General features: G+C 38.5%; 24 protein-coding genes. All 24 read left to right on the top strand.

Going from position 1 to position 20801, the window contains the following annotated elements; all coding sequences use genetic code 11:
• The first annotated feature begins 92 nt into the window (after nt 1–92).
• The 24 genes from aroQ (at nt 93) to spoIVB (ending at nt 20577) form a co-directional block, all read left to right on the top strand.
• Nucleotides 93–530 carry a type II 3-dehydroquinate dehydratase gene (aroQ, locus tag LZP85_RS15075; RefSeq protein WP_119543441.1) on the top strand — a complete coding sequence of 146 codons (438 nt, stop codon included), beginning with the start codon at nt 93–95 and terminating at the stop codon, nt 528–530.
• 3 nt (nt 531–533) lie between these two features.
• Complete coding sequence (locus LZP85_RS15070) at nt 534–1592, top strand: M24 family metallopeptidase (protein ID WP_025911528.1); 1059 nt, start codon at nt 534–536, stop codon at nt 1590–1592.
• 19 nt (nt 1593–1611) lie between these two features.
• Nucleotides 1612–2169 (top strand): elongation factor P, encoded by a 558-nt coding sequence (gene efp / locus LZP85_RS15065; protein ID WP_076512146.1) that lies wholly within the window; start codon nt 1612–1614, stop codon nt 2167–2169.
• 123 nt (nt 2170–2292) lie between these two features.
• On the top strand, nt 2293–2574 hold the full coding sequence (locus LZP85_RS15060) for a YqhV family protein (protein ID WP_025911524.1): 282 nt from the start codon (nt 2293–2295) through the stop codon (nt 2572–2574).
• 66 nt (nt 2575–2640) lie between these two features.
• Nucleotides 2641–3573, top strand: a complete 933-nt coding sequence (gene spoIIIAA / locus LZP85_RS15055) for a stage III sporulation protein AA (RefSeq protein ID WP_025911522.1) — start codon at nt 2641–2643, stop codon at nt 3571–3573.
• 16 nt (nt 3574–3589) lie between these two features.
• Nucleotides 3590–4102, top strand: a complete 513-nt coding sequence (gene spoIIIAB, locus LZP85_RS15050; RefSeq protein WP_076512148.1) for a stage III sporulation protein SpoIIIAB — start codon at nt 3590–3592, stop codon at nt 4100–4102.
• A gap of 18 nt (nt 4103–4120) precedes the next feature.
• Nucleotides 4121–4327, top strand: a complete 207-nt coding sequence (gene spoIIIAC / locus LZP85_RS15045) for a stage III sporulation protein AC (protein WP_025911519.1) — start codon at nt 4121–4123, stop codon at nt 4325–4327.
• 20 nt (nt 4328–4347) lie between these two features.
• The gene (gene spoIIIAD, locus LZP85_RS15040) at nt 4348–4731 is read left to right on the top strand and encodes a stage III sporulation protein AD (protein ID WP_061784668.1); all 384 of its coding nucleotides are present in this window, start codon (nt 4348–4350) and stop codon (nt 4729–4731) included.
• 37 nt (nt 4732–4768) lie between these two features.
• Complete coding sequence (gene spoIIIAE / locus LZP85_RS15035; protein ID WP_090752760.1) at nt 4769–5941, top strand: stage III sporulation protein AE; 1173 nt, start codon at nt 4769–4771, stop codon at nt 5939–5941.
• An 11-nt stretch (nt 5942–5952) separates the two neighbouring features.
• Nucleotides 5953–6564, top strand: a complete 612-nt coding sequence (gene spoIIIAF / locus LZP85_RS15030) for a stage III sporulation protein AF (RefSeq protein ID WP_119543444.1) — start codon at nt 5953–5955, stop codon at nt 6562–6564.
• A 7-nt stretch (nt 6565–6571) separates the two neighbouring features.
• Nucleotides 6572–7219, top strand: a complete 648-nt coding sequence (gene spoIIIAG, locus LZP85_RS15025; RefSeq protein WP_076512149.1) for a stage III sporulation protein AG — start codon at nt 6572–6574, stop codon at nt 7217–7219.
• A gap of 13 nt (nt 7220–7232) precedes the next feature.
• The gene (locus LZP85_RS15020) at nt 7233–7826 is read left to right on the top strand and encodes a SpoIIIAH-like family protein (protein ID WP_119543445.1); all 594 of its coding nucleotides are present in this window, start codon (nt 7233–7235) and stop codon (nt 7824–7826) included.
• A 332-nt stretch (nt 7827–8158) separates the two neighbouring features.
• Nucleotides 8159–8662: an acetyl-CoA carboxylase biotin carboxyl carrier protein gene (gene accB, locus LZP85_RS15015; protein WP_119543446.1), complete on the top strand. Its 504-nt coding sequence runs from the start codon at nt 8159–8161 to the stop codon at nt 8660–8662.
• A gap of 13 nt (nt 8663–8675) precedes the next feature.
• Complete coding sequence (gene accC / locus LZP85_RS15010; RefSeq protein ID WP_206782105.1) at nt 8676–10028, top strand: acetyl-CoA carboxylase biotin carboxylase subunit; 1353 nt, start codon at nt 8676–8678, stop codon at nt 10026–10028.
• Between the two features lie 29 nt (nt 10029–10057).
• Complete coding sequence (locus LZP85_RS15005) at nt 10058–10459, top strand: Asp23/Gls24 family envelope stress response protein (protein WP_025911505.1); 402 nt, start codon at nt 10058–10060, stop codon at nt 10457–10459.
• A 289-nt stretch (nt 10460–10748) separates the two neighbouring features.
• Nucleotides 10749–11141, top strand: coding sequence for a transcription antitermination factor NusB (nusB, locus tag LZP85_RS15000; protein ID WP_119543447.1), 393 nt, complete (start codon nt 10749–10751; stop codon nt 11139–11141).
• Between the two features lie 83 nt (nt 11142–11224).
• Nucleotides 11225–12568, top strand: a complete 1344-nt coding sequence (gene xseA / locus LZP85_RS14995; RefSeq protein ID WP_119543448.1) for an exodeoxyribonuclease VII large subunit — start codon at nt 11225–11227, stop codon at nt 12566–12568.
• Between the two features lie 2 nt (nt 12569–12570).
• Nucleotides 12571–12804 carry an exodeoxyribonuclease VII small subunit gene (locus LZP85_RS14990; RefSeq protein WP_025911499.1) on the top strand — a complete coding sequence of 78 codons (234 nt, stop codon included), beginning with the start codon at nt 12571–12573 and terminating at the stop codon, nt 12802–12804.
• A gap of 2 nt (nt 12805–12806) precedes the next feature.
• Nucleotides 12807–13700 (top strand): polyprenyl synthetase family protein, encoded by an 894-nt coding sequence (locus LZP85_RS14985; protein WP_061784665.1) that lies wholly within the window; start codon nt 12807–12809, stop codon nt 13698–13700.
• Between the two features lie 316 nt (nt 13701–14016).
• Nucleotides 14017–15915 (top strand): 1-deoxy-D-xylulose-5-phosphate synthase, encoded by a 1899-nt coding sequence (gene dxs, locus LZP85_RS14980; protein ID WP_076512153.1) that lies wholly within the window; start codon nt 14017–14019, stop codon nt 15913–15915.
• On the top strand, nt 15912–16742 hold the full coding sequence (locus tag LZP85_RS14975; protein WP_025911493.1) for a TlyA family RNA methyltransferase: 831 nt from the start codon (nt 15912–15914) through the stop codon (nt 16740–16742). The genes dxs and LZP85_RS14975 overlap by 4 nt, the downstream gene beginning before the upstream one ends.
• Nucleotides 16743–16928: 186 nt before the next feature.
• On the top strand, nt 16929–17378 hold the full coding sequence (gene ahrC, locus LZP85_RS14970) for a transcriptional regulator AhrC/ArgR (RefSeq protein WP_025911491.1): 450 nt from the start codon (nt 16929–16931) through the stop codon (nt 17376–17378).
• Between the two features lie 16 nt (nt 17379–17394).
• A complete protein-coding gene (recN, locus tag LZP85_RS14965; RefSeq protein ID WP_025911489.1) occupies nt 17395–19113 on the top strand; it encodes a DNA repair protein RecN in 1719 nt (572 codons plus the stop codon).
• A gap of 186 nt (nt 19114–19299) precedes the next feature.
• A complete protein-coding gene (gene spoIVB, locus LZP85_RS14960) occupies nt 19300–20577 on the top strand; it encodes a SpoIVB peptidase (protein ID WP_119543449.1) in 1278 nt (425 codons plus the stop codon).
• The last annotated feature ends 224 nt before the right edge of the window (nt 20578–20801 follow it).

Here is a 20801-nt window from a genome sequence, read left to right as displayed (position 1 = left end):
TGTGAATGTTTTGATTTATGATAAACTAAAAAGAGAAAACATAAGGTTTATTTTAATGATAGAAATAGCTGTGTAAGCAAGGGAGAGTGTCCATGAGAAAGTTTTTGGTAATTAATGGTCCGAACTTAAATAGGCTCGGTGTTCGAGAACCAGCAGTTTATGGGAGAGAGAATTTAAAAACGTTAGAGCACAACCTCCAGCAGCTTGCTGAGCAACAGGGTGTGCATATTGAATGTGTTCAGTCTAATCATGAAGGAGTTATTATTGATTGGATTCATGAAGCAGACGAGAACTTTGATGGAATTGTCATTAACCCAGGGGCATTCACCCACTATAGCTACGCAATCCGCGATGCGATTGCAAGCATTTCAGTTCCTGTGCTTGAAGTTCATATTTCAAACGTACATAAGCGAGAAGCATTTCGTCACGAATCAGTGACGGCGCCTGTCACAGCAGGACAAATTGTAGGTTTGGGTATTTATGGATATGAGTTAGCGATTCTTGCTCTGTTGCAAAAGAAAGGGGAATGAAGGATGAAAATAGAGAAATTACGCAAACAGTTTCATACGTTAAATGTTGACGGAATGGTTATTACAAGTGAATATAACCGTCGCTATATGACTAACTTTACTGGTTCGGCAGGTATAGCAGTAATCTCTAACGATAAAGCTGTATTTATCACAGATTTTCGTTATGTAAAGCAGGCCGCTGAACAAACAGAGGGATTTGAAATTGTGCAACATAAAGGCCCAATCTTAGAAGAAGTAGGGCAGGTTATTACGAAGCTTGGAATGAAAAGCGTTGGCTTTGAAGAGAATCATGTTTCATATGCTCAGTTTCAACAGCTTGAAAAGCACGTCAAAGCAGAGCTTATTCCAGTTTCCACTGCCGTTGAAAACTTACGCTTGATAAAGAGTGACTCAGAGATTAAGATATTAAAGGAAGCTGCAAAAATTGCAGATGCAGCATATGAGCATATTTTGACCTTCGTTAAGCCTGGTGTAACAGAGCTTCAAGTGTCTAATGAGCTGGAGTTCTTTATGCGAAAGCAAGGTGCAATTTCGTCCTCGTTTGATACAATTGTGGCGTCAGGTCATCGTTCGGCATTACCGCACGGCGTTGCTTCTGAAAAAGTCATTGAAGCAGGAGAATTTGTTACGCTTGATTTTGGTGCGTATTATAAAGGCTATTGTTCTGACATTACCCGTACATTTGCGGTAGGGAAAGTCAGTGAAGGACTAAAGGGAATTTATGATACAGTATTAGAGGCGCAGTTAAGAGGCATGAAAGGAATTAAAGCGGGTATTACGGGTAAGGAAGCCGATGCCTTAACAAGAGACTATATTGTAGAAAAAGGATATGGACAGTATTTTGGTCATTCTACAGGTCATGGTGTGGGGTTAGAGGTTCATGAAGGCCCGTCGCTTTCTGTGAAGTCTCAGGATACGCTGCAGCCAGGAATGGTTGTAACGGTTGAACCAGGTATTTACATACCAAACCTTGGTGGCGTTCGTATTGAAGACGATACCGTGGTAACAGAAGAAGGAAATGAGTCATTAACATACTCACCGAAAGAACTTATTATTTTATAAGATGTAGGAGGATTTTTTCATGATTTCAGTAAACGATTTTCGCACAGGTCTAACAGTAGAAGTAGACGGAGGTATTTGGCGCGTAATGGACTTTCAACACGTAAAGCCAGGTAAAGGAGCAGCGTTTGTTCGCTCAAAGCTTCGTAACTTACGTACTGGAGCTGTTCAAGAGAAAACATTCCGTGCAGGTGAAAAGGTAGCAAAAGCACAAATTGATAACCGTAAAATGCAGTATTTATATGCAAGTGGTGATCAGCACGTATTTATGGATAACCAATCATATGAGCAATTAGAACTTCCAGCATCAGCAATTGAATATGAGCTAAAGTTCTTAAAAGAAAACATGGAAGTAGCTATCATGATGTATCAAGGTGAAACGCTAGGTGTTGAGCTTCCAAATACAGTTGAATTAAAAGTTACTGAAACAGAACCAGGTATTAAAGGTGATACAGCATCAGGTGGTACGAAGCCAGCTACGGTTGAAACAGGCCTAATTGTACAAGTTCCATTCTTCGTGAATGAAGGCGATGTATTAATTATCAACACAACAGATAGCAGCTATGTATCACGTGCATAATAAAGCATAAAAAAAGAAGAGATGATTATCTCTTCTTTTTTTATGCTTTTCTTTTTCGTAAGTGATAAGTTGTCTACGGATTGCATAGGTTGTACTAAATGATGTAATACGTGGGAGGAAGTTATGAAGCATTGGTTTGATCACATAAACGGAACTGTTTTGACGATGGCTTGCTTACGGTTTGTCTCATCTTTTATTGAATTCATCGCAGCCATTTTAATTTTTACGAATAATGATGTCAAAAAAGCATTAATGATTAATGGAATGCTGGCGCTGGTAGGGCCAATTGTGATGATCACGTCATTTAGCCTTGGATTAGTATCAGTTGCTGACCAACTATCTTTTGGCAAGCTTGTGCTCATCGGTACAGGCGTCCTTTTAATTTTAATTGGGGTATTTAAGTGAAGTTTCTGACATAACAAGTAAAAGCTTGCCATACATTGAAATGAGTATAAAGGTGAGGGGATTTCAATGCTAGATGAAATTGTGGCTATTTTTCCAGAAGGCATTAAGCGTAATGTCCAGCCATATATACAGCGCTATATAGATACTTTAGAGGAAGTGCGCATTCGAATTGGAAGGCCAATTGAGCTAACAATTGACAGTCAGCCAGTCTTTTTGTCCTATGTGGTAACGGCAGAAGATACGCTATTTATTTTAAACAAGCTCAGTCATTTCTCTATTTATATGATTGAAGAAGAATTGAAAAAAGGGTATGTCACGATTGAAGGGGGTCATCGAGTAGGACTTGCAGGTAAAGTTATTACTGAAAATGGACATGTTCGTGTAATCCGTGATGTGACGTCGTTCAACATTCGAGTGGCAAAAGAACAGATTGGCATAGCGGAACCACTAATTCCTCTTCTCTACCAATCCCGATGGCTTAGCACCATTTTGATTGGTCCCCCACAAACGGGAAAAACAACAATGATAAGGGACTTAGCAAGAATGATGAGCACAGGGAATAGGCAACGAAAGATTGAAGCGGTTAAAGTGGGTATCGTAGATGAACGCTCGGAAATCGCAGGCTGTGTCAAAGGTGTTCCACAACATACTTTTGGAACACGAATAGATGTTTTAGATAGCTGTCCGAAAGCTGAAGGAATGATGATGATGATTCGATCGATGAGTCCAAACGTATTAATTGTGGATGAGGTAGGAAGTGAAGAAGATTGTCAAGCTGTGTTAGAGGCTGTCAATGCGGGTGTACAAGTGTTTATGACGGTGCATGGTTATGATCTATTTGATTTAAATAAACGTCCCTCCTTGAAACAATTAATAGAGCTTGAAGTATTCGAACGCTATATCGTATTAACCAATGAGAATGGTCCAGGAACTGTAAAAACCATCTATGATCGAGGAAGAAAGCCACTTTCGTTGAAGTCGAATTATTCTTTGAAATAAAAAGGGTGACGAAGAAATGAAAATTTTAGGAGCTATTTTTATTTTGCTTGCTTCTACGTTCACAGGTTTTGAAGTTGCCAAGCAGCTTAGCGAAAGGCCGAGGCAACTTCGGCAATTGAAAACAGCGCTACGATCGTTAGAGTCAGAAATTATGTACAGTAATCGCCCACTTCATGAAATTTCACACATGCTTTCAAAACAATTTCCTAATCCGTTATCGCTTTTTTTTAAGGAGTTTGAACAGCGTTTAACACAAGGAATGACCACTGCCAAAGAAGCGTGGGAGCATGCTCTTCAAACTCATAAAAAAGCGCTTGCCTTTAAAGAGGGAGAACTTGAAGTGTTGAAGCAGTTTGGTGAAACGTTAGGACAACATGATCGGTATTCCCAACAAAAACATATATTATTAGCTATTAACCATTTGGATCGGGAAGAACAGGACGCACTTGAACAGCAAAATCGGTATGAAAAAATGATAAAAAGTCTGGGCTTTTTATCAGGATTGCTACTCGTCATTTTATTGATGTAGTGATTGGGGGAATTAGGGATGAACATTGATATGAATACAATTTTTCAAATAGCAGGAATCGGTATTGTTGTAGCATTTCTCGTTACGGTGTTAGAGCAAATGGGGAAGAAAGATTACGCGAACTGGGTAACGCTTATAGGGTTTATTTATATCTTGTTTATGGTTGCATCGATTGTTGAAGATTTATTTCAAAAAATTAAAGCCGTTTTTTTATTTCAAAGCTAAGGGAGTGATTAGCCATTGAAATGATACAAATTGTGGGCTTAGGCTTAGTGGCTACCTTTTTAGCACTCATTTTAAAAGAACATAAATCGCCCATTGCCTTTTTACTTGTTGTCTTTGTAGGCTGCGTGATCTTTTTATTTTTAATCGATCAGATATACGAGATTATTAAAATGATTGAAAAACTTTCTGTGAATGCACATGTGAATATGATTTATGTGGAAACAATCTTAAAGATTATAGGGATTGCTTACATTGCAGAGTTTGGTGCTCAGATTACGAAGGACGCTGGGCAAGGTGCGATTGCTTCTAAAATTGAACTGGGCGGTAAAATTTTAATTTTATCAATGGCTATTCCAATTTTAACAGTAATTATTGAAACAATTATTTCCATGCTACCGTCCTAAATTATTAAGCTTATGAGGTGACGAGATGAAGTGGTGTATGAGTAAACGAAAATTGCTCGCATTCCTTTTGCTCCTCTTCTTTTTCTTTCCAAATAATGTACAAGCCTCTCAGTCTGCGCCTCAAGAAGAAATAGTAGATGAACAAATAGACCAGCTCGATATCGATGAAGTGAAGCAATTTTGGGATGATATCTTGACTCAGTATGGCGGCTTTTTACCAGAAAGTCAAAAGGGTAGTTTAGTTGACTTCTTAAAAGGTGACAAAGAGTTTTCACTTCAAGAATGGCTGAACGGGTTGGTGAAATTTTTACTTCATGAAATTATTTCAAATGGAAAACTGCTGGGAACGCTCATTATGTTAACTGTATTCAGCGTCTTTTTACAAACGTTACAAAGTGCATTCAATCAGCAAGCTGTTAGTAAAGTGGCATATGCACTTGTTTATATGGTGTTAATTATCATTGCTTTAAATAGTTTTCAAGTAGCCATTGCATACGCAACCGGCGCAATTGAAACAATGTCTAAGTTCATTTTAGCCTTAGTGCCATTATTATTGGCGTTAATGGCTTCATCAGGCGGGGTAATATCGGCTGCTTTCTTTCATCCAGTCATTTTATTTTTAATGAACATTAGCGGGATGCTAATCCAGTATATAGTCATGCCACTATTATTTTTATCAGCACTATTAAGCATTGTGAGCACTATTTCAGATCAGTACAAGGTTACACAGTTAGCTCAGCTACTTCGAAACGTCAGCATTGGTATTCTAGGAATCTTTTTAACAGTCTTTTTAGGAGTCATTTCAGTACAAGGTGCTACTTCTGCTGTGGCGGATGGAATTACTATTCGGACCGCTAAATTTGTTACGGGAAACTTTATTCCAGTTGTGGGACGAGTGTTTACGGACGCGGCAGATACCGTTATCACAGCTTCACTTCTTTTAAAGAATACAGTTGGAATAGCAGGAGTGGTGGTTTTACTTCTAATTGTTGCTTTTCCAGCTATTAAAGTATTAGCCCTAGCACTTATTTATAAGCTAGCAGCAGCACTTTTACAGCCGATTGGCGGTGGTCCTGTTATTTCGTGTTTAAGCATTATTAGTAAAAGTGTTGTTTACATTTTTGCTGCATTGGCAATTGTCTCACTGATGTTTTTCCTATGTTTAACAGTCATCATTACGGCCAGCAACGTTACGATGATGGTGAGATAGGAGGGAAAGAAATGCAAGCACTAACAAGTTGGATTACGAATATTATTCTATTTATTTTACTAGCAACCGTTATAAATTTACTGCTTCCTAGTTCAGGCTTTCAAAAGTATACGAAGCTCGTCATTGGCTTGCTTTTAATGTTAATTATTGTTACGCCAGTCTTTCAAATTTTAAAAGTAGACGTGAACAAAATGTTTAATTCTATTCGATTGTCAGCGGCTAGTGACGATGCAGGAGTAGAAAATTTAATAGAAAGTAAGAAAAAAGAAATACAAGCTTCACAACGTGCATATATTTTAGAACAAATGGCTGTCCAAATGGAGACAGAGGTAAAAGAGGAGCTGATGGAACAGTATGGTGTAGCAATTGATCAGATGCACATTGAAACGAAAAGCGAAGAAGCAGATCCCGAAGCCGACAATATAAAAACGATTACAGTTGTGATGAGTGCAGAAGAGCCTGAGGATGAACAGGCCGTGGCAGTTGTGAAAGAAATCTCCATTGACACCTCCACACCAATTGAAAAGGAACCTTCAAAAGAAGCGACGGATATTACTACGTATCTAGCAGCTAAATGGGGCATAGATGAAAAACAAATGATTGTAAACTTGGAGGAGGAGTGAACGTGACATGAATGATAAAAAAGAAGGATCATCATTTTTAAAAAGACTTTTCTCCTTGACAAAAAAATCAGATGATAAGAAGCCGTCTAAGCTTGTCTACATGGGTATTTTATTAGCAGCAGGCATGGTGTTTATGCTCATGAACGGTTCAAAGGGTATGTTGCAATCAACAGTAGATGAAGCAAAACCAGCTTCTTCTACTGTACAGGACCAAGAGGATGTTCCGACATTTGGTTCAAAAAAAAACACAGCGATTACTGATTATGAAAAAAAATATGAAGAACAGTTACAAGACGTATTAGAACAGATTGATGGTGTAAGCAAGGTGGAAGTAATCGTAAACCTCGATGCAACAGAGGCAAAAGTTTATGAAAAAAACACGGTGACCCAAAAGCAGTCGACAGACGAAACAGATCGTGAGGGTGGAAAACGAAAAGTAGAAGACATCTCTACGGATGAAAAGTTAGTTATCGTCAGAAGTGGTGACCAGGAAAAGCCTGTTGTAGTGAAAACAGAAAAGCCGAAAATACGAGGTATCCTCGTCGTTGCGAAAGGGGCTGATAATATCGAAGTGAAAAAATGGATTATTGAAGCAGTCACACGCTCCTTAGATGTGCCTAGTCATAGAGTTGCTGTATTACCTAAAAAAGGTTAAGGGGGAAATCCAAATGTTATTAAAAAAGCAAACAGTTTGGTTATTAACAATGTTAAGTTTAGTAGTGGTTTTATCAGTGTATTATATGACAACGCCAGAAAGCCCTCAGTCAAACGTAGCGGTTGTGGATCAACAAGAAGAAAATACGAACAAAGAAGATGTAAAAGAAGATGCTAAAGAGCCAGCAAAAGAAGATACAAAAAAGGAAAATGCTAAGTCTACTACAGAGAGCAAAACGACTGTATCAAATGTAGAAAGTGATGAATTATTTACGGCGCTTCGCTTAGAGCTAATTGATGAGAGAAGCAAGCTGAAAGAAGAGTTACAGGAAGTAGCTGCTTCTAAAAACGTATCAGCTACTGAAGTAAGTAAAGCAATGGATAAAATCGACCAGCTATCGGAGCTAGCAGAGAAAGAGGCTGTCATTGAAACTTTAATTAAGTCTAAAGGTTATGAAGATGCACTGGTAAGAGCTGATGGTAGCGAGGTTAACATTACTGTGAAAACTGAAAAGCATTCTAAAGCAAAAGCAAATGAAATTATTCAATTAGTGAAAAAAGAGCTTGGGCAAAAAGAGGTAGCAGTTGAGTTTCAACCAACAAAATAAATCAATTCAAAAAGCGATGAAGCCTATTGTCATCGCTTTTTTTTTATGATTCTTACTAGGCTGATAGCTGAATTTTAACGTGGATTTATCCAGGTGATTGGGTTATAATTATCATTATAGCCTTATATTAGTACTAGGTTATAATGTTTTTCTACAATTGTAATTTCTCTATCGATACGATTATAATTGTAAATAGTAGTAAGTTCTAAAACCCATTTTGAGTAGATTATTCTTTTACATGCGCACAAAGCAATTTGAATGAAGATTGCAATTTGTCGTATCATAGCAAAGTAGTAGAAAGATTTCTATTTCATGAAGTAGGAGTGTTTAATATGTTGAAAATTCAAGAAATCCGTGAATTAATTAAATTAGTTGATCAATCATCCATTGAAGAATTTGTATATGAGCATGAAGGGTCAAAAGTAAAAATGAAAAAGAAAGATGCAATTGTTTCAAAGAACGCTGCGCCTGTACAAGTTGTTTCATCAACTCCTGAAGTAGTAGCACCACAACCTGTTGCTCAGCCACAAGCGGCAGCCGTAAGTGAAACAAAAACAGCTGAGCCAGTAGAAGCAGCACCAGCAAAAGATGAGAATCTACATAAAATTACGTCTCCAATGGTTGGAACGTTTTATGCATCATCTTCTCCAGACGACGATGCGTATGTTGCAGTGGGTGACAAAGTTCAAAAAGATTCCATTGTGTGCATCGTTGAAGCAATGAAATTATTTAATGAAATTGAAGCAGAGGTTAAAGGTGAGATTGTAGAAATTTTAGCTGAGAATGGTCAGCTTGTAGAATATGGTCAACCACTGTTCTTAGTGAAGCCTGAATAAGGAGCGGTAAAACATGATTAAAAAGCTTTTAGTTGCAAATAGAGGAGAAATTGCAGTTCGTATTATTCGTGCCTGCAAAGAATTAGGCGTAGAGTCAGTTGCAGTTTATTCCCAAGCCGATCGCAACGCTCTTCATGTACAGCTTGCAGATGAAGCTTATTGCATCGGACCTACGGCATCAAAAGATAGTTATTTAAACTTTACAAATATCATGAGCGTTGCAACATCGACAGGTTGTGATGCAATCCATCCTGGATATGGATTCTTAGCGGAGAACTCTGATTTTGCAGAGCTTTGTCGCGAATGCAATATTACATTTGTGGGACCTACTCCTGAAGCTATTACAAAAATGGGAACAAAAGACATTGCGCGAGAAACAATGCGTGAAGCAGGTGTGCCAATTGTTCCAGGCTCAACGGGTATCGTAGAGTCTGTTGAAGATGGCATGTCAATTGCTAAAGATATTGGGTACCCTGTTATTATTAAAGCAACAGCCGGCGGTGGAGGAAAAGGAATTCGCGTTGCGAGAACGGAGCAAGAGCTCGTAAAAGGAATTACGATTACGCAACAAGAAGCTGCTACGGCATTTGGTAACCCTGGTGTATATATTGAAAAGTACATCGAGGACTTCCGTCATGTTGAAATTCAAGTATTAGCAGATACACATGGTAACGTGATTCATTTAGGAGAGCGTGACTGTAGTATTCAGCGCCGACTTCAAAAATTAATTGAAGAAACGCCTTCTCCAGCATTAAATGAAGAAACACGTACTAAAATGGGAGACGCAGCTGTAAAAGCGGCTCAAGCAGTTGGCTATACAGGGGCTGGTACAGTAGAGTTTATCTTTGATTATCGCGAAAATAAATTCTATTTTATGGAAATGAATACACGGATTCAAGTAGAGCATCCTGTAACAGAAATGGTAACAGGTGTTGACTTGATTCAGGAACAAATTAAAGTAGCAAATGGCGAATATCTTCCTTTAAAACAAGAGGAAGTAACATTTAATGGGTGGGCAATTGAATGTCGTATTAACGCAGAAAACCCTGAGAAAAACTTCATGCCATCTGCTGGAACAATCGAAATGTATTTACCACCAGGGGGCTACGGAGTACGCGTTGATTCAGCCGCATACCCAGGCTATACAATCCCGCCATATTATGATTCTATGATTGCGAAGCTAATTGTTCATGCACCAACTCGCGAAGAGGCAATCGAGCGAATGAAGCGTGCTTTAAGCGAGTTTGTTATTGAAGGAGTTGCAACAACGATTCCGTTCCACTTGAAATTATTAAATCACGAACAGTTTGTAGGTGGAGAATTCAATACAAAATTTCTTGAGCTACATGATGTAATGAATTCGTAGTATAGTATAAATAATAGGAGGTGCTGTACATGAACGAAAATCATGTATTAGAAATGGAAGAACATCCAAATTCCTTAGGTAAAGTTGAAATTGCTCCTGAAGTCATTGAAGTAATTGCAGGGATTGCGGCTTCAGAAGTAGATGGCGTTACGGCTATGCGTGGCAATTTTGCAGCAGGTGTCGTTGAAAAGTTAGGGAAGAAAAACCATGGAAAAGGCGTTAAAGTTGATTTAACTGAAAATGGTATTAAAGTTGATGTATTCTGCATGATGAAGTTTGGTGTATCTATTCCGGTTGTGGCGCAAAAGGTACAAGATAATATCCGCCAAGCGTTAAAAAATATGACAGCAATTGAAATAGATGAAGTAAATATTCATATTGTAGGCGTTCAATTTGATACGCAAAAGCAAGAAGTTGAAGAAGAGGAGTAACTCCTAATTTTAGTTATTTCTTTTCCAGACAAGCTATGGTAAAGTGAAAAAGACTGTCTCGTCACATAGACGGTCTTTTTCGTGTTTATGAGTTGGTCTAGAAGGTGTAACATGGCGGAAAAGCACTTAATGAAGAAGGACGCCATGTTACGCTTTCTAGTGTTGGATGATTAACAGCCGCGTAAAAATGAGATAGTAATGACGGGTGAAATTCCTTCTTTGATTTACAATAAATTGTGCTATTATCTAGGTATACTAGTGAAAGTAGATAAATAAAGGAGTCAAAATAATGAAAAGACATACAGCAAGACAAAAAGCATTACAGGCCTTATTTCAACACGATCTTGGGCAAATTGAGCCATTAGAAGCGATGGAAAATGTGTTGCAAGAGGGAAAAGGTGACGATTTCTTAGAAAAATTAGTGTTAGGCGTGGCAAACAATCAGAAAGAGATTGATGGCATTCTACGCGACCACTTAGAAAAATGGACGTTAGATCGAGTTGCAACGGTAGACCGTACTATTTTACGTATGGCGGTATATGAAATGAAATACGAAGAAGAAATTCCTGGAAATGTTACAATGAATGAAGCAATTGAGTTAGCAAAAGTATTTGGTGATGATCAATCTGGTCGCTTTATTAATGGCGTATTATCGAAGGTAGCTGTTACTCTATCTCGTTAACCGAGTACAATCTAATAGGGTACTTCTCTCCTTTATCTAAAAAGGAGAGGGGAAGAACCTTTTAGAAACAAGGAGGTTATATTATGAGTGAAGTTCGTTATTTAACTGTGTCAGCATTAACACGCTATATTAAGCGGAAATTTGATGTCGATCCTCATCTACAAGATATTTGGATTAAAGGTGAAATATCTAACTTTAAAAAGCATAGTAGAGGTCATATGTATTTTACTTTAAAAGATGAAAATGCTCGCATTGCAGCGGTCATGTTTGCTGGTCATAACAGCAAATTAGCCTTTCAGCCTGAAGAAGGAATGAAAGTGTTAATTCGCAGCGAAATATCTGTATACGAGCCGAGTGGAAACTACCAAATGTATGTAAAGGAAATGCAGCCTGATGGCGTTGGTAATCTCTACTTAGCTTATGAACAGTTAAAGAAAAAGCTTGAAAAAGAAGGGTTATTTCATGCTTCCCACAAACAAAATCTCCCTAAATACCCGAGTACAATCGGTGTAATTACATCCCCGACAGGAGCCGCAGTGCGCGACATTATTACAACGCTAAAGAGGCGCTATCCAATCGCTAAAATCATTGTTATACCAGCTCTCGTTCAAGGTGTGAACGCTGCTCCTTCAATCGTAAAAGCAATTAACGAAGCAAACAAGCGAGACGAAGCTGATGTGCTAATTGTTGGGCGAGGAGGAGGGTCAATTGAAGAGCTATGGGCGTTTAATGAAGAAGTGGTTGCACGCGCGATTTATCATTCTGCGCTGCCTATTATTTCAGCTGTTGGCCATGAGACGGACTTTACAATCGCAGATTTTGTAGCAGATCTAAGAGCACCTACTCCAACAGGAGCTGCAGAACTGGCGGTACCAAGTATTGCTGAGATTTCAGAGCGTATTTCACAGCGGAATATTCGTTTACTTCGCGCGATGAATGAAAAAATTCAGCACAGTAAAAGAAGATTAGAAAAGTCTCAAAAATCGTATGCGTTTCGTTATCCACAAAAACTAATCGAACAAAAAGAGCAACAACTTGACCGCGTTATCGATACATTATATCGTGAAAGCAAGAGATTTTTTGAAAGAAAGCAAAATCAGTATGAACAACTTGCTATGAACTTGCAGCGTAACCACCCTCAGCAAAAAGTTAAGCAAGCACGTGAACAGCACATGCAGCTAGCAAAAGTATTGCAAAGAGAAATGCAACAGCTTATGAAACAGCAACACCTTTTATTTGCAACTACAGCTTCTAAGCTACATGCATTGAGCCCGTTAAAAACAATGGAGCGAGGTTATAGCCTGGTGTACGATGATGACCAGACGCTAATAAAGTCCACAAAACAATTGGCAAAAGGTGATACCATTCAAGTTCGATTAACAGATGGACAATTACAGTGTGAAGTGTCAGATATAAAGGAGCGATAAAAATGGCGAACAAAACAGAGCAGACGTTTGAAGACGCAATGGACCAGCTAGAGAAAATTGTGAATAAGTTAGAAGAAGGCGACATTCCGTTAGAAGAAGCGATTGAAAAATTTCAGCAAGGGATGTCTTTATCAAAATTCTGTCATGATCGCCTTCAGCAAATTGAAAAACAAATGGAGAGCATTTTGCAAGAAGACGGAACGTTAGCACCTTTTACTGTTCAGGAGGAAGAATAGACGTGAGCGAACAGCAGCTACAGGAGTACATTCAGTTTACAAAAGGTAAAGTAGAGACATTTCTACATGGATATGTAACGAATCTGCAAGCGCCTTCGCTATTAAAAGAATCGATGTTGTATTCATTAACGGCTGGAGGAAAGCGTCTGCGACCAATGTTAGTCTTTGCGACGCTAAAAGCATTAGGGCATGATGAAGAAAAAGGGCTCGCAGCTGCAAGCGCAGTTGAAATGATTCATACATATTCACTCATTCACGATGACTTACCAAGCATGGATGACGATGATTTACGAAGAGGTAAGCCAACAAATCATAAGGTGTATGGCGAAGCAACGGCGATTTTAGCTGGTGATGCGCTATTAACCAACAGTTTTCAGGTAATTATAAACGCCTCAGAAATAAAAGATGAAGTAAAAGTGAAGCTTCTAAGTGAGCTTGTGAAAGCAGCTGGAGCAGAAGGTATGATTAAAGGACAGGTTGCTGATATGCAAGGAGAACAGCAGCATGAACATTTAACTCTTCAGCAGCTAGAAGATATTCATATACATAAAACAGGAAAGCTTTTAAGTTTTTGTGTGAAAGCAGGTGCAATCTTAGGTGAAGCGACTGAGGAACAATTAGAGCTTCTAGAGAAGTTCAGCTTTAACTTAGGGCTTGCTTTTCAAATTCAAGATGACATTTTAGATATTGAAGGGTCCGAAGAAGCAATTGGTAAACCTGTTGGAAGCGATACGGAGAATGAAAAGACGACGTATCCTCTTCTACTTGGAATGGAAGCAGCAAAGCAAAAGCTTCATCATCATATTCAATCCAGCTTAGATGCGCTTAAAACAACCAAGTTGGATACGGGGTTGCTTGAAGAAATTTGTCTATACGTGGCGAAGCGTGATCGTTAAGTAATGGACCTGTTTTTTATATAAATGAGATAAAATAAGATTGAGTCCCAATATTGCCTATGCTATAATAGCCTTACTACTATGTCAAAGACGTAGTGCATAGGTTTGCAAGACATATACAATATTTTGGTGGCCGTTATCACATTTGTGTTAGCGGCTATTTTTTCACGGTTTTCTTTTAAAGAGAGGTATGTTTACTTATAACCTGACAAAGGTATTATAAGTAGTAACTGTGTTAATAATTGACTATTAGTATAAAACCATACAAAATGTATTAAGGTAACTTTATAACAAGTACGAAAGTGAGTGATCCAGATTGGATCTTACAACGATAAAAAGTCCTGATTTTTTAAAAAAGATGTCAATAACAGAATTAGAAGCATTGAGTGAAGACATTCGTCGCTTTTTAATTACAAAGCTCTCTGCAACAGGAGGCCACATTGGGCCAAACCTAGGAGTAGTTGAGCTGACGGTTGCGCTTCATAAAGTATTTAACAGCCCAAAGGATAAATTTTTATGGGATGTTGGACATCAGTCCTATGTTCATAAAATTTTAACGGGGCGAGCATGCGAATTCGATACGATTCGCCAGTACAAAGGTCTTTGTGGCTTTCCTAAGCGGGATGAAAGTGAACATGATGTGTGGGAAACAGGACACAGCTCTACGTCATTATCTGCTGCAATGGGAATGGCAATTGCGCGTGATTTGCAAAAAACAAAATCTTATGTTGTCCCAATTATTGGTGACGGAGCATTAACAGGCGGAATGGCCTTGGAAGCGCTAAACCATATTGGACATGAAAAGACAGATATGACGGTTATTTTAAACGATAACGAAATGTCAATTGCCCCAAATGTAGGTGCTCTTCACAGCGTACTAGGACGACTTCGTACAGCAGGGAAATACAACTGGGTAAAAGATGAGCTAGAAGTATTTCTGAAAAAAGTGCCAGCCGTTGGAGGGAAGTTAGCAGCCACAGCGGAGCGAGTTAAAGATGGCCTGAAGTATATGGTTGTGTCCGGTATGTTTTTTGAAGACCTTGGGTTTACATATCTAGGTCCGGTGGATGGTCATAATTACGAAGAGCTTTTAGAAACTCTTCAGTATGCCAAGAAAACAAAAGGTCCAGTTGTCGTTCATGTTATTACGAAAAAAGGTAAAGGTTACTTGCCAGCGGAAAGTGATACTAGCGGTGCGTGGCACGGTCCAGGCCCTTATAAAATTGAGTCTGGTGACTTTATTAAAGATAAGAATGTACCGGTAGGATGGAGCGCATTAGTGAGTAATACTGTTTTAAAGATGGCTCGTAAAGACGACCGTATTGTAGCAGTGACTCCTGCTATGCCGGTTGGTTCGAAGCTAGAAGCATTTCAACAAGAATTTCCTGATCGTATGTTTGATGTTGGAATTGCAGAGCAGCATGCGACAACGATGGCAGCTGGCTTAGCTACTCAAAATATGAAGCCGTTTTTAGCTATTTATTCAACGTTCTTGCAGCGTGCTTACGATCAAGTTGTGCATGATATTTGTCGTCAAAAGCTAAATGTATTTATCGGAATTGATCGAGCTGGTTTAGTAGGAGCAGATGGTGAAACACATCAAGGTGTATTCGATATTGCGTTTTTACGTCATTTACCAAACTTGGTGTTGATGATGCCGAAAGATGAAAACGAAGGTCAGCACATGGTTCATACAGCCTTAACATATGAAGCAGGACCGATTGCTATGCGTTACCCTAGAGGGAATGGTTTAGGCATACCATTAGATGACGAGCTAAAATCGATTGATATTGGGACATGGGAAGTGCTAAAAGAAGGTACAGATGCAACGATCTTAACGTTTGGTACAACCATTCCAATGGCTATGGAAGCGGCGGAAGCGTTAAGTAAAAAAGGTATTCAAGTTGAGGTTGTAAATGCACGTTTTATTAAGCCAATGGACGAAGAGATGCTGCATAACATTTTAAAATCAAATCGTCCTGTTTTAACAGTTGAAGAAGCTGTATTGCAAGGTGGGTTTGGAAGTGCAGTACTAGAGTTTGCTTCAGAGCATGGCTATTATTCCGCCATCGATCGTATGGGGATTCCAGATAAATTTATTGAGCATGGAAGCGTAACAAAGTTATTAGAAGAAATCAACTTAACAACCGAAGAAGTAATTAATCGAGTAAATAAACTCGTAAGACCAATACAAAAGAGGCTTGAAGTGAAGTGACGAAAAAAGAACGAGTAGACGTTTTACTAGTCGAAAGAGGCTTGGTAGAAACGAGAGAGAAAGCGAAGCGAACAGTTATGGCTGGTCTTGTATACGCGAACGAACAGCGGTTAGATAAGCCCGGGGAAAAGATTGACCGAGATACACCGTTGACTGTAAAGGGAGCAGTAATGCCGTATGTGAGTAGAGGTGGCTTTAAGCTTGAAAAAGCACTGAAAGAGTTTGATGTACAAGTAAAAGATCGTATTATGATTGACATCGGCTCATCAACGGGTGGATTTACTGACTGTGCTTTGCAAAACGGAGCAAAAATGTCATATGCATTAGATGTTGGGTACAACCAACTAGCTTGGAAGCTACGACAGGATGAGCGAGTGGTTGTAATGGAACGTACGAACTTTCGTTATGTTACGCCAGCTGACCTAGCAGCAGGATTACCTGAATTTGCGTCAATTGATGTTTCATTCATTTCCTTAAAGCTAATTCTACCCGTGTTAAAACAGCTCCTTGTATCAGGTAGTGATGTGGTAGCACTTGTGAAGCCGCAGTTTGAAGCAGGTCGTGAGCAAGTTGGAAAAAAAGGGATTGTACGAGATGCAAAGGTTCATGAAGAAGTTGTTGAAAACATGATGAACTTTGCACTCAAGGAAGGGTATGATGTACGAAACGTATCGTACTCACCGATTACGGGTGGAGATGGAAACATTGAATTTTTACTTCACCTACATTGGAAAGGGCAAAGAGAACAAGGAGAGAACCTTGCTGGTCTGACAGCTCAAGAAGTTGTTGAACAAGCGCATTCTGTACTTAAAGAGAAAAAGTCTTAACGCTCTTGTCTCTTTTCAAGCATCAAAAGCCAATGCTAGTAATTCTAGCATTGGCAATTTGATTATACACCTTTATACGCAAAGGTGTATAATCAAATTGAATGTCAGCATGATGTGGAAGAGAATCATAACATTTCGTCTATACTATAAGAAATAAGATAATACATATTAGTGTGAGGTGCCAGTATGAACAAAGGGCAAAGACATATTAAAATTCGTGATATTATTACAAACAATGATATTGAAACGCAAGATGAGTTAGTAGATATTTTAAAAAATCAAGGATTTAACGTAACGCAAGCAACCATCTCTCGCGACATTAAAGAGCTTCACTTAGTAAAAGTTCCGTTAATGGATGGTCGCTACAAATACAGTCTCCCTGCAGATCAGCGCTTTAACCCTTTACAAAAGCTAAAGCGTTCATTAATGGATGCTTTTGTAAAAATTGATTCAGCTGGACATATGCTGGTAATGAAGACCTTGCCGGGTAATGCCAACGCCATTGGAGCATTGATTGATCATTTAGATTGGGAAGAAATTTTAGGTACAATTTGTGGTGATGATACGTGTTTGATTATTTGTCGAACGCCTGAAGACACCCAAAAGATTTCGGATCGATTCTTAGAAATGTTGTAAAGGTGTGTGAAACAGATTGTTAGCAGAACTATCAATCAAAAACTTTGCCATCATTGATGAGCTTTCAGTATCGTTTGAAAAAGGCTTAACAGTTTTAACAGGTGAAACAGGAGCTGGTAAGTCAATTATTATTGATGCCATTCATCTGCTTGTTGGTGGACGCGGTTCATCCGAGTTTGTAAGGCATGGAACAAATCGAGCGGAAATCGAAGGGTTATTTCTAATTGAAGACGAGCACCCTTGCTATGAAAAAGCGAAGCAGGTGGGAGTTGAAGTTGAAGATGGCATGGTGGTACTCAGACGAGATATTACCATGAATGGTAAGAGTATTTGTCGTATTAATGGTAAGCTAGTCACGCTTGGCATTTTACGTGAAGTGGGTCAAACACTGATGGATATTCATGGTCAGCATGAGCATCAGGACTTAATGAACCAAGATCGACATCTAATTCTTCTTGACCAGTATGGAGGTCAGAAGGTTGAAGAAGCACTATCAGAATATCGAGAAGTGTTTGCTACATATACAACGCTAAAGAAACAATTAGAACAATTAACAGAAAACGAACAGCAAATGGCCCACCGCTTAGATTTAATTCAATTTCAGCTTGATGAAATAAAAGCAGCCGACCTTCAACCAAATGAAGATGAGCAACTGATGGATGAGCGCCTTAAAATTTCTAACTTTGAAAAGATTTATACGTCCTTAACGGATGCATATAACGCTCTTCATGGTGAGCAAAGAGGACTAGATTGGCTAGGTGTAGCTATGAACCATGCAGAAGAAATTTCGAATTTAGAAGACACCTATGGTGAAATTTCAGAAGTCATATCATCAAGCTTTTATCAAATTGAAGATGTGTCTTATCGTATTCGCCAGCAGCTCGATTTATTAGAGTATGATCCAAAGCGTCTCAATTTTATTGAATCACGGCTAAATGAAATTAGTCATTTAAAGCGTAAATATGGTCAAAGCGTTGATGAAATTCTAGAGTATGCAGCTCAAATTGAAGATGAAATTGATCGAATTGAGAACCGAGATACTCATGTTGAAAAAATTAAACAAAAACTGTCGAGCGTAGCAGAGGACTTGCTTGTTGAAGCGAAAAATGTTTCTGAGGTTAGAAAGCAGTTAGCTGCGGAATTAACGGATAGTATTCATCAAGAGCTACAGGAGCTTTATATGGCTAAAACTATCTTTAATATCGTATTTGAAAAGCTACCGCCAAACCAAGCTGATAGCGAACTGAGCGGTGGTTCTGTTAAGTTTACTAAGGATGGTATTGATTCAGTGGAGTTTTATATTTCGACAAACCCAGGAGAGCCGCTAAAGCCACTTGCTAAAGTAGCTTCTGGTGGAGAGTTATCTCGTATTATGCTTGCACTAAAAAGTATTTTCTCTAAGCATCAAGGTGTTACGTCCATTATTTTTGATGAAGTAGATACAGGAGTGAGCGGTCGTGTCGCACAATCCATTGGTGAAAAAATTCACGCCATCTCTGTAGATTCCCAGGTGCTTTGTATTTCGCATCTTCCACAGGTCGCTGCTATGGCGGATACACATTTGTTTATTTCAAAGCAAATCAAAGATGATCGCACTACAACATCTGTTTTACCGTTAAACGAAGAAGAGAAAACAAAAGAAATTGCTCGCATGATTGCAGGAGCCGAAATAACCGATTTAACGCAGCAGCATGCCCAAGAACTGTTAGGTCTAGCAGCAAAAATTAAACAATAATTATTTAAAAAGCGCTTCTGGTGGATTGTTATGTGCCAAAAGCGCTTTTTTTATGTAGTAAACATTGGTTAAAAATCTTTCCTGCGGTTCTTTTTATTTTTCTTTGAACTTCGGTTATAAATGGGCTATAAGAAGGCAAAAGTAAAAGTGTAGCCATTTAGGCGAGGAAGCGAGGAGAGTGAAAAGATGAACAATCGACTTAGATATATAATTGGTGCAATTCTCCTTGTTTCGTTTATTTTTGTAGGCTTTATCCCTGTTGTGCAGCAATACCTTACTATCCCAAAACAAATGACACTGTTTAAAAGTGATGAAGTAAATTTTTCCACATCGTTAGCAGTTAGCACTCATAGTAATGATGTTATTGAAACGATGAAACAAGATGCTAAGCTTAGCATAGCTGGCAAAGAAGTAGGAAAAGAAGAAATGATGCTTCATCTTGCAGGAGTACCGGTCAAAAGAGTAGATGTTCAAGTATTATCTGACTTTAAAGTCATTCCTGGAGGCCAATCAATTGGCGTCAAGTTGAACTCTAAAGGTGTTTTAGTTGTTGGTTATCATCAAGTTGATACGAAAGATGGAAAGAAATCTCCAGGTGAAATTGCAGGCATCCAAGTAGGCGACATGATTACAAAAATCAATGGCAAAACGATTGAAAAAATGAGTGATATTACGCCATTTATTCAGCAAGCAGGAAAAACTGGAGAGCCTTTAAAATTACAAGTAATGAGAGAAAAAGAACAATTTCAAACAAAGTTATATCCCTTAAAAGACAAAGAAGATTACGCGTATCGAATTGGTCTATATATTAGAGATTCTGCTGCGGGCATTGGTACGATGACTTTCTATGATCCCAAATCAAAAAAATATGGAGCGTTAGGTCACGTAATTTCCGATATGGATACCAAAAAGCCAATTGTTGTAGAAGATGGGCAAATCGTACGCTCTACCGTCACATCAATTGAAAAAGGTGAAAACGGTGTTCCAGGCGAGAAGCTAGCGCGTTTCTCAGAAGATAAAGAAATTATCGGTAATATTAAAACAAATAGCCCATTTGGTATCTTTGGAAAGCTATCTGAAACGATGGAAAATGGCATTTTAGATAAGCCGATGCCGATTTCACTATCTCATCAAGTAAAAGAAGGACCAGCTAAAATTTTAACGGTGGTCGAAAACGATAAAGTGGAAGAGTTTGATGTGGAAGTTGTTAGTAGTATTCCACAAAAGTTTCCTGCTACTAAAGGAATGGTCATTAAAATTACAGACAAAAAGTTATTAGAAAAAACAGGCGGTATTGTGCAAGGAATGAGCGGAAGCCCAATTATTCAAGATGGCAAAGTAATTGGAGCCGTTACTCATGTGTTTGTGAATGACCCAACTTCAGGATATGGTGTTCATATCGAATGGATGTTAAATGAAGCGGGCATTAATATTTATAAAAAAGAATCAAAAAGAGCGAGCTAATGATAAATAGTTCGCTCTTTTTGTTATGAAAAGACTGTCGTATTTTTGTTAGAAAAACGTCGAAAAAACCAGAAAACAAAAGGAATTTATGGGATAATGATAAAAAAGACTTTTTTATAAAAAAATAAAGGAAATAATGTTGCATTGTCGAATTTGTCCTTTAGAATAAAGAGTAGAGACATGCGGGACTGGCGTATAAGTTAAGGGAATGAGGAGGAAGATAC

Source organism: Priestia flexa, assembly GCF_021441905.1.
GTDB lineage: Bacteria > Bacillota > Bacilli > Bacillales > Bacillaceae_H > Priestia > Priestia flexa.
Note: the sequence above shows the minus strand (reverse complement) of the source record. Positions and strands in the feature narration are given on the sequence as shown.

Bases quoted from the DNA above. Each gene is read 5' to 3' on its own strand.
- spoIVB (WP_119543449.1), top strand. From the start codon at position 19,300: ATGAACAATCGACTTAGATATATAATTGGTGCAATTCTCCTTGTTTCG.
- spoIIIAB (WP_076512148.1), top strand. From the start codon at position 3,590: ATGAAAATTTTAGGAGCTATTTTTATTTTGCTTGCTTCTACGTTCACA.
- accB (WP_119543446.1), top strand. From the start codon at position 8,159: ATGTTGAAAATTCAAGAAATCCGTGAATTAATTAAATTAGTTGATCAA.
- spoIIIAD (WP_061784668.1), top strand. From the start codon at position 4,348: ATGATACAAATTGTGGGCTTAGGCTTAGTGGCTACCTTTTTAGCACTC.
- spoIIIAA (WP_025911522.1), top strand. From the start codon at position 2,641: ATGCTAGATGAAATTGTGGCTATTTTTCCAGAAGGCATTAAGCGTAAT.
- aroQ (WP_119543441.1), top strand. From the start codon at position 93: ATGAGAAAGTTTTTGGTAATTAATGGTCCGAACTTAAATAGGCTCGGT.
- ahrC (WP_025911491.1), top strand. From the start codon at position 16,929: ATGAACAAAGGGCAAAGACATATTAAAATTCGTGATATTATTACAAAC.
- spoIIIAC (WP_025911519.1), top strand. From the start codon at position 4,121: ATGAACATTGATATGAATACAATTTTTCAAATAGCAGGAATCGGTATT.
- LZP85_RS15060 (WP_025911524.1), top strand. From the start codon at position 2,293: ATGAAGCATTGGTTTGATCACATAAACGGAACTGTTTTGACGATGGCT.
- LZP85_RS15005 (WP_025911505.1), top strand. From the start codon at position 10,058: ATGAACGAAAATCATGTATTAGAAATGGAAGAACATCCAAATTCCTTA.
- xseA (WP_119543448.1), top strand. From the start codon at position 11,225: ATGAGTGAAGTTCGTTATTTAACTGTGTCAGCATTAACACGCTATATT.
- LZP85_RS15020 (WP_119543445.1), top strand. From the start codon at position 7,233: ATGTTATTAAAAAAGCAAACAGTTTGGTTATTAACAATGTTAAGTTTA.
- spoIIIAG (WP_076512149.1), top strand. From the start codon at position 6,572: ATGAATGATAAAAAAGAAGGATCATCATTTTTAAAAAGACTTTTCTCC.
- LZP85_RS15070 (WP_025911528.1), top strand. From the start codon at position 534: ATGAAAATAGAGAAATTACGCAAACAGTTTCATACGTTAAATGTTGAC.
- LZP85_RS14990 (WP_025911499.1), top strand. From the start codon at position 12,571: ATGGCGAACAAAACAGAGCAGACGTTTGAAGACGCAATGGACCAGCTA.
- accC (WP_206782105.1), top strand. From the start codon at position 8,676: ATGATTAAAAAGCTTTTAGTTGCAAATAGAGGAGAAATTGCAGTTCGT.
- spoIIIAF (WP_119543444.1), top strand. From the start codon at position 5,953: ATGCAAGCACTAACAAGTTGGATTACGAATATTATTCTATTTATTTTA.
- efp (WP_076512146.1), top strand. From the start codon at position 1,612: ATGATTTCAGTAAACGATTTTCGCACAGGTCTAACAGTAGAAGTAGAC.
- spoIIIAE (WP_090752760.1), top strand. From the start codon at position 4,769: ATGAGTAAACGAAAATTGCTCGCATTCCTTTTGCTCCTCTTCTTTTTC.
- nusB (WP_119543447.1), top strand. From the start codon at position 10,749: ATGAAAAGACATACAGCAAGACAAAAAGCATTACAGGCCTTATTTCAA.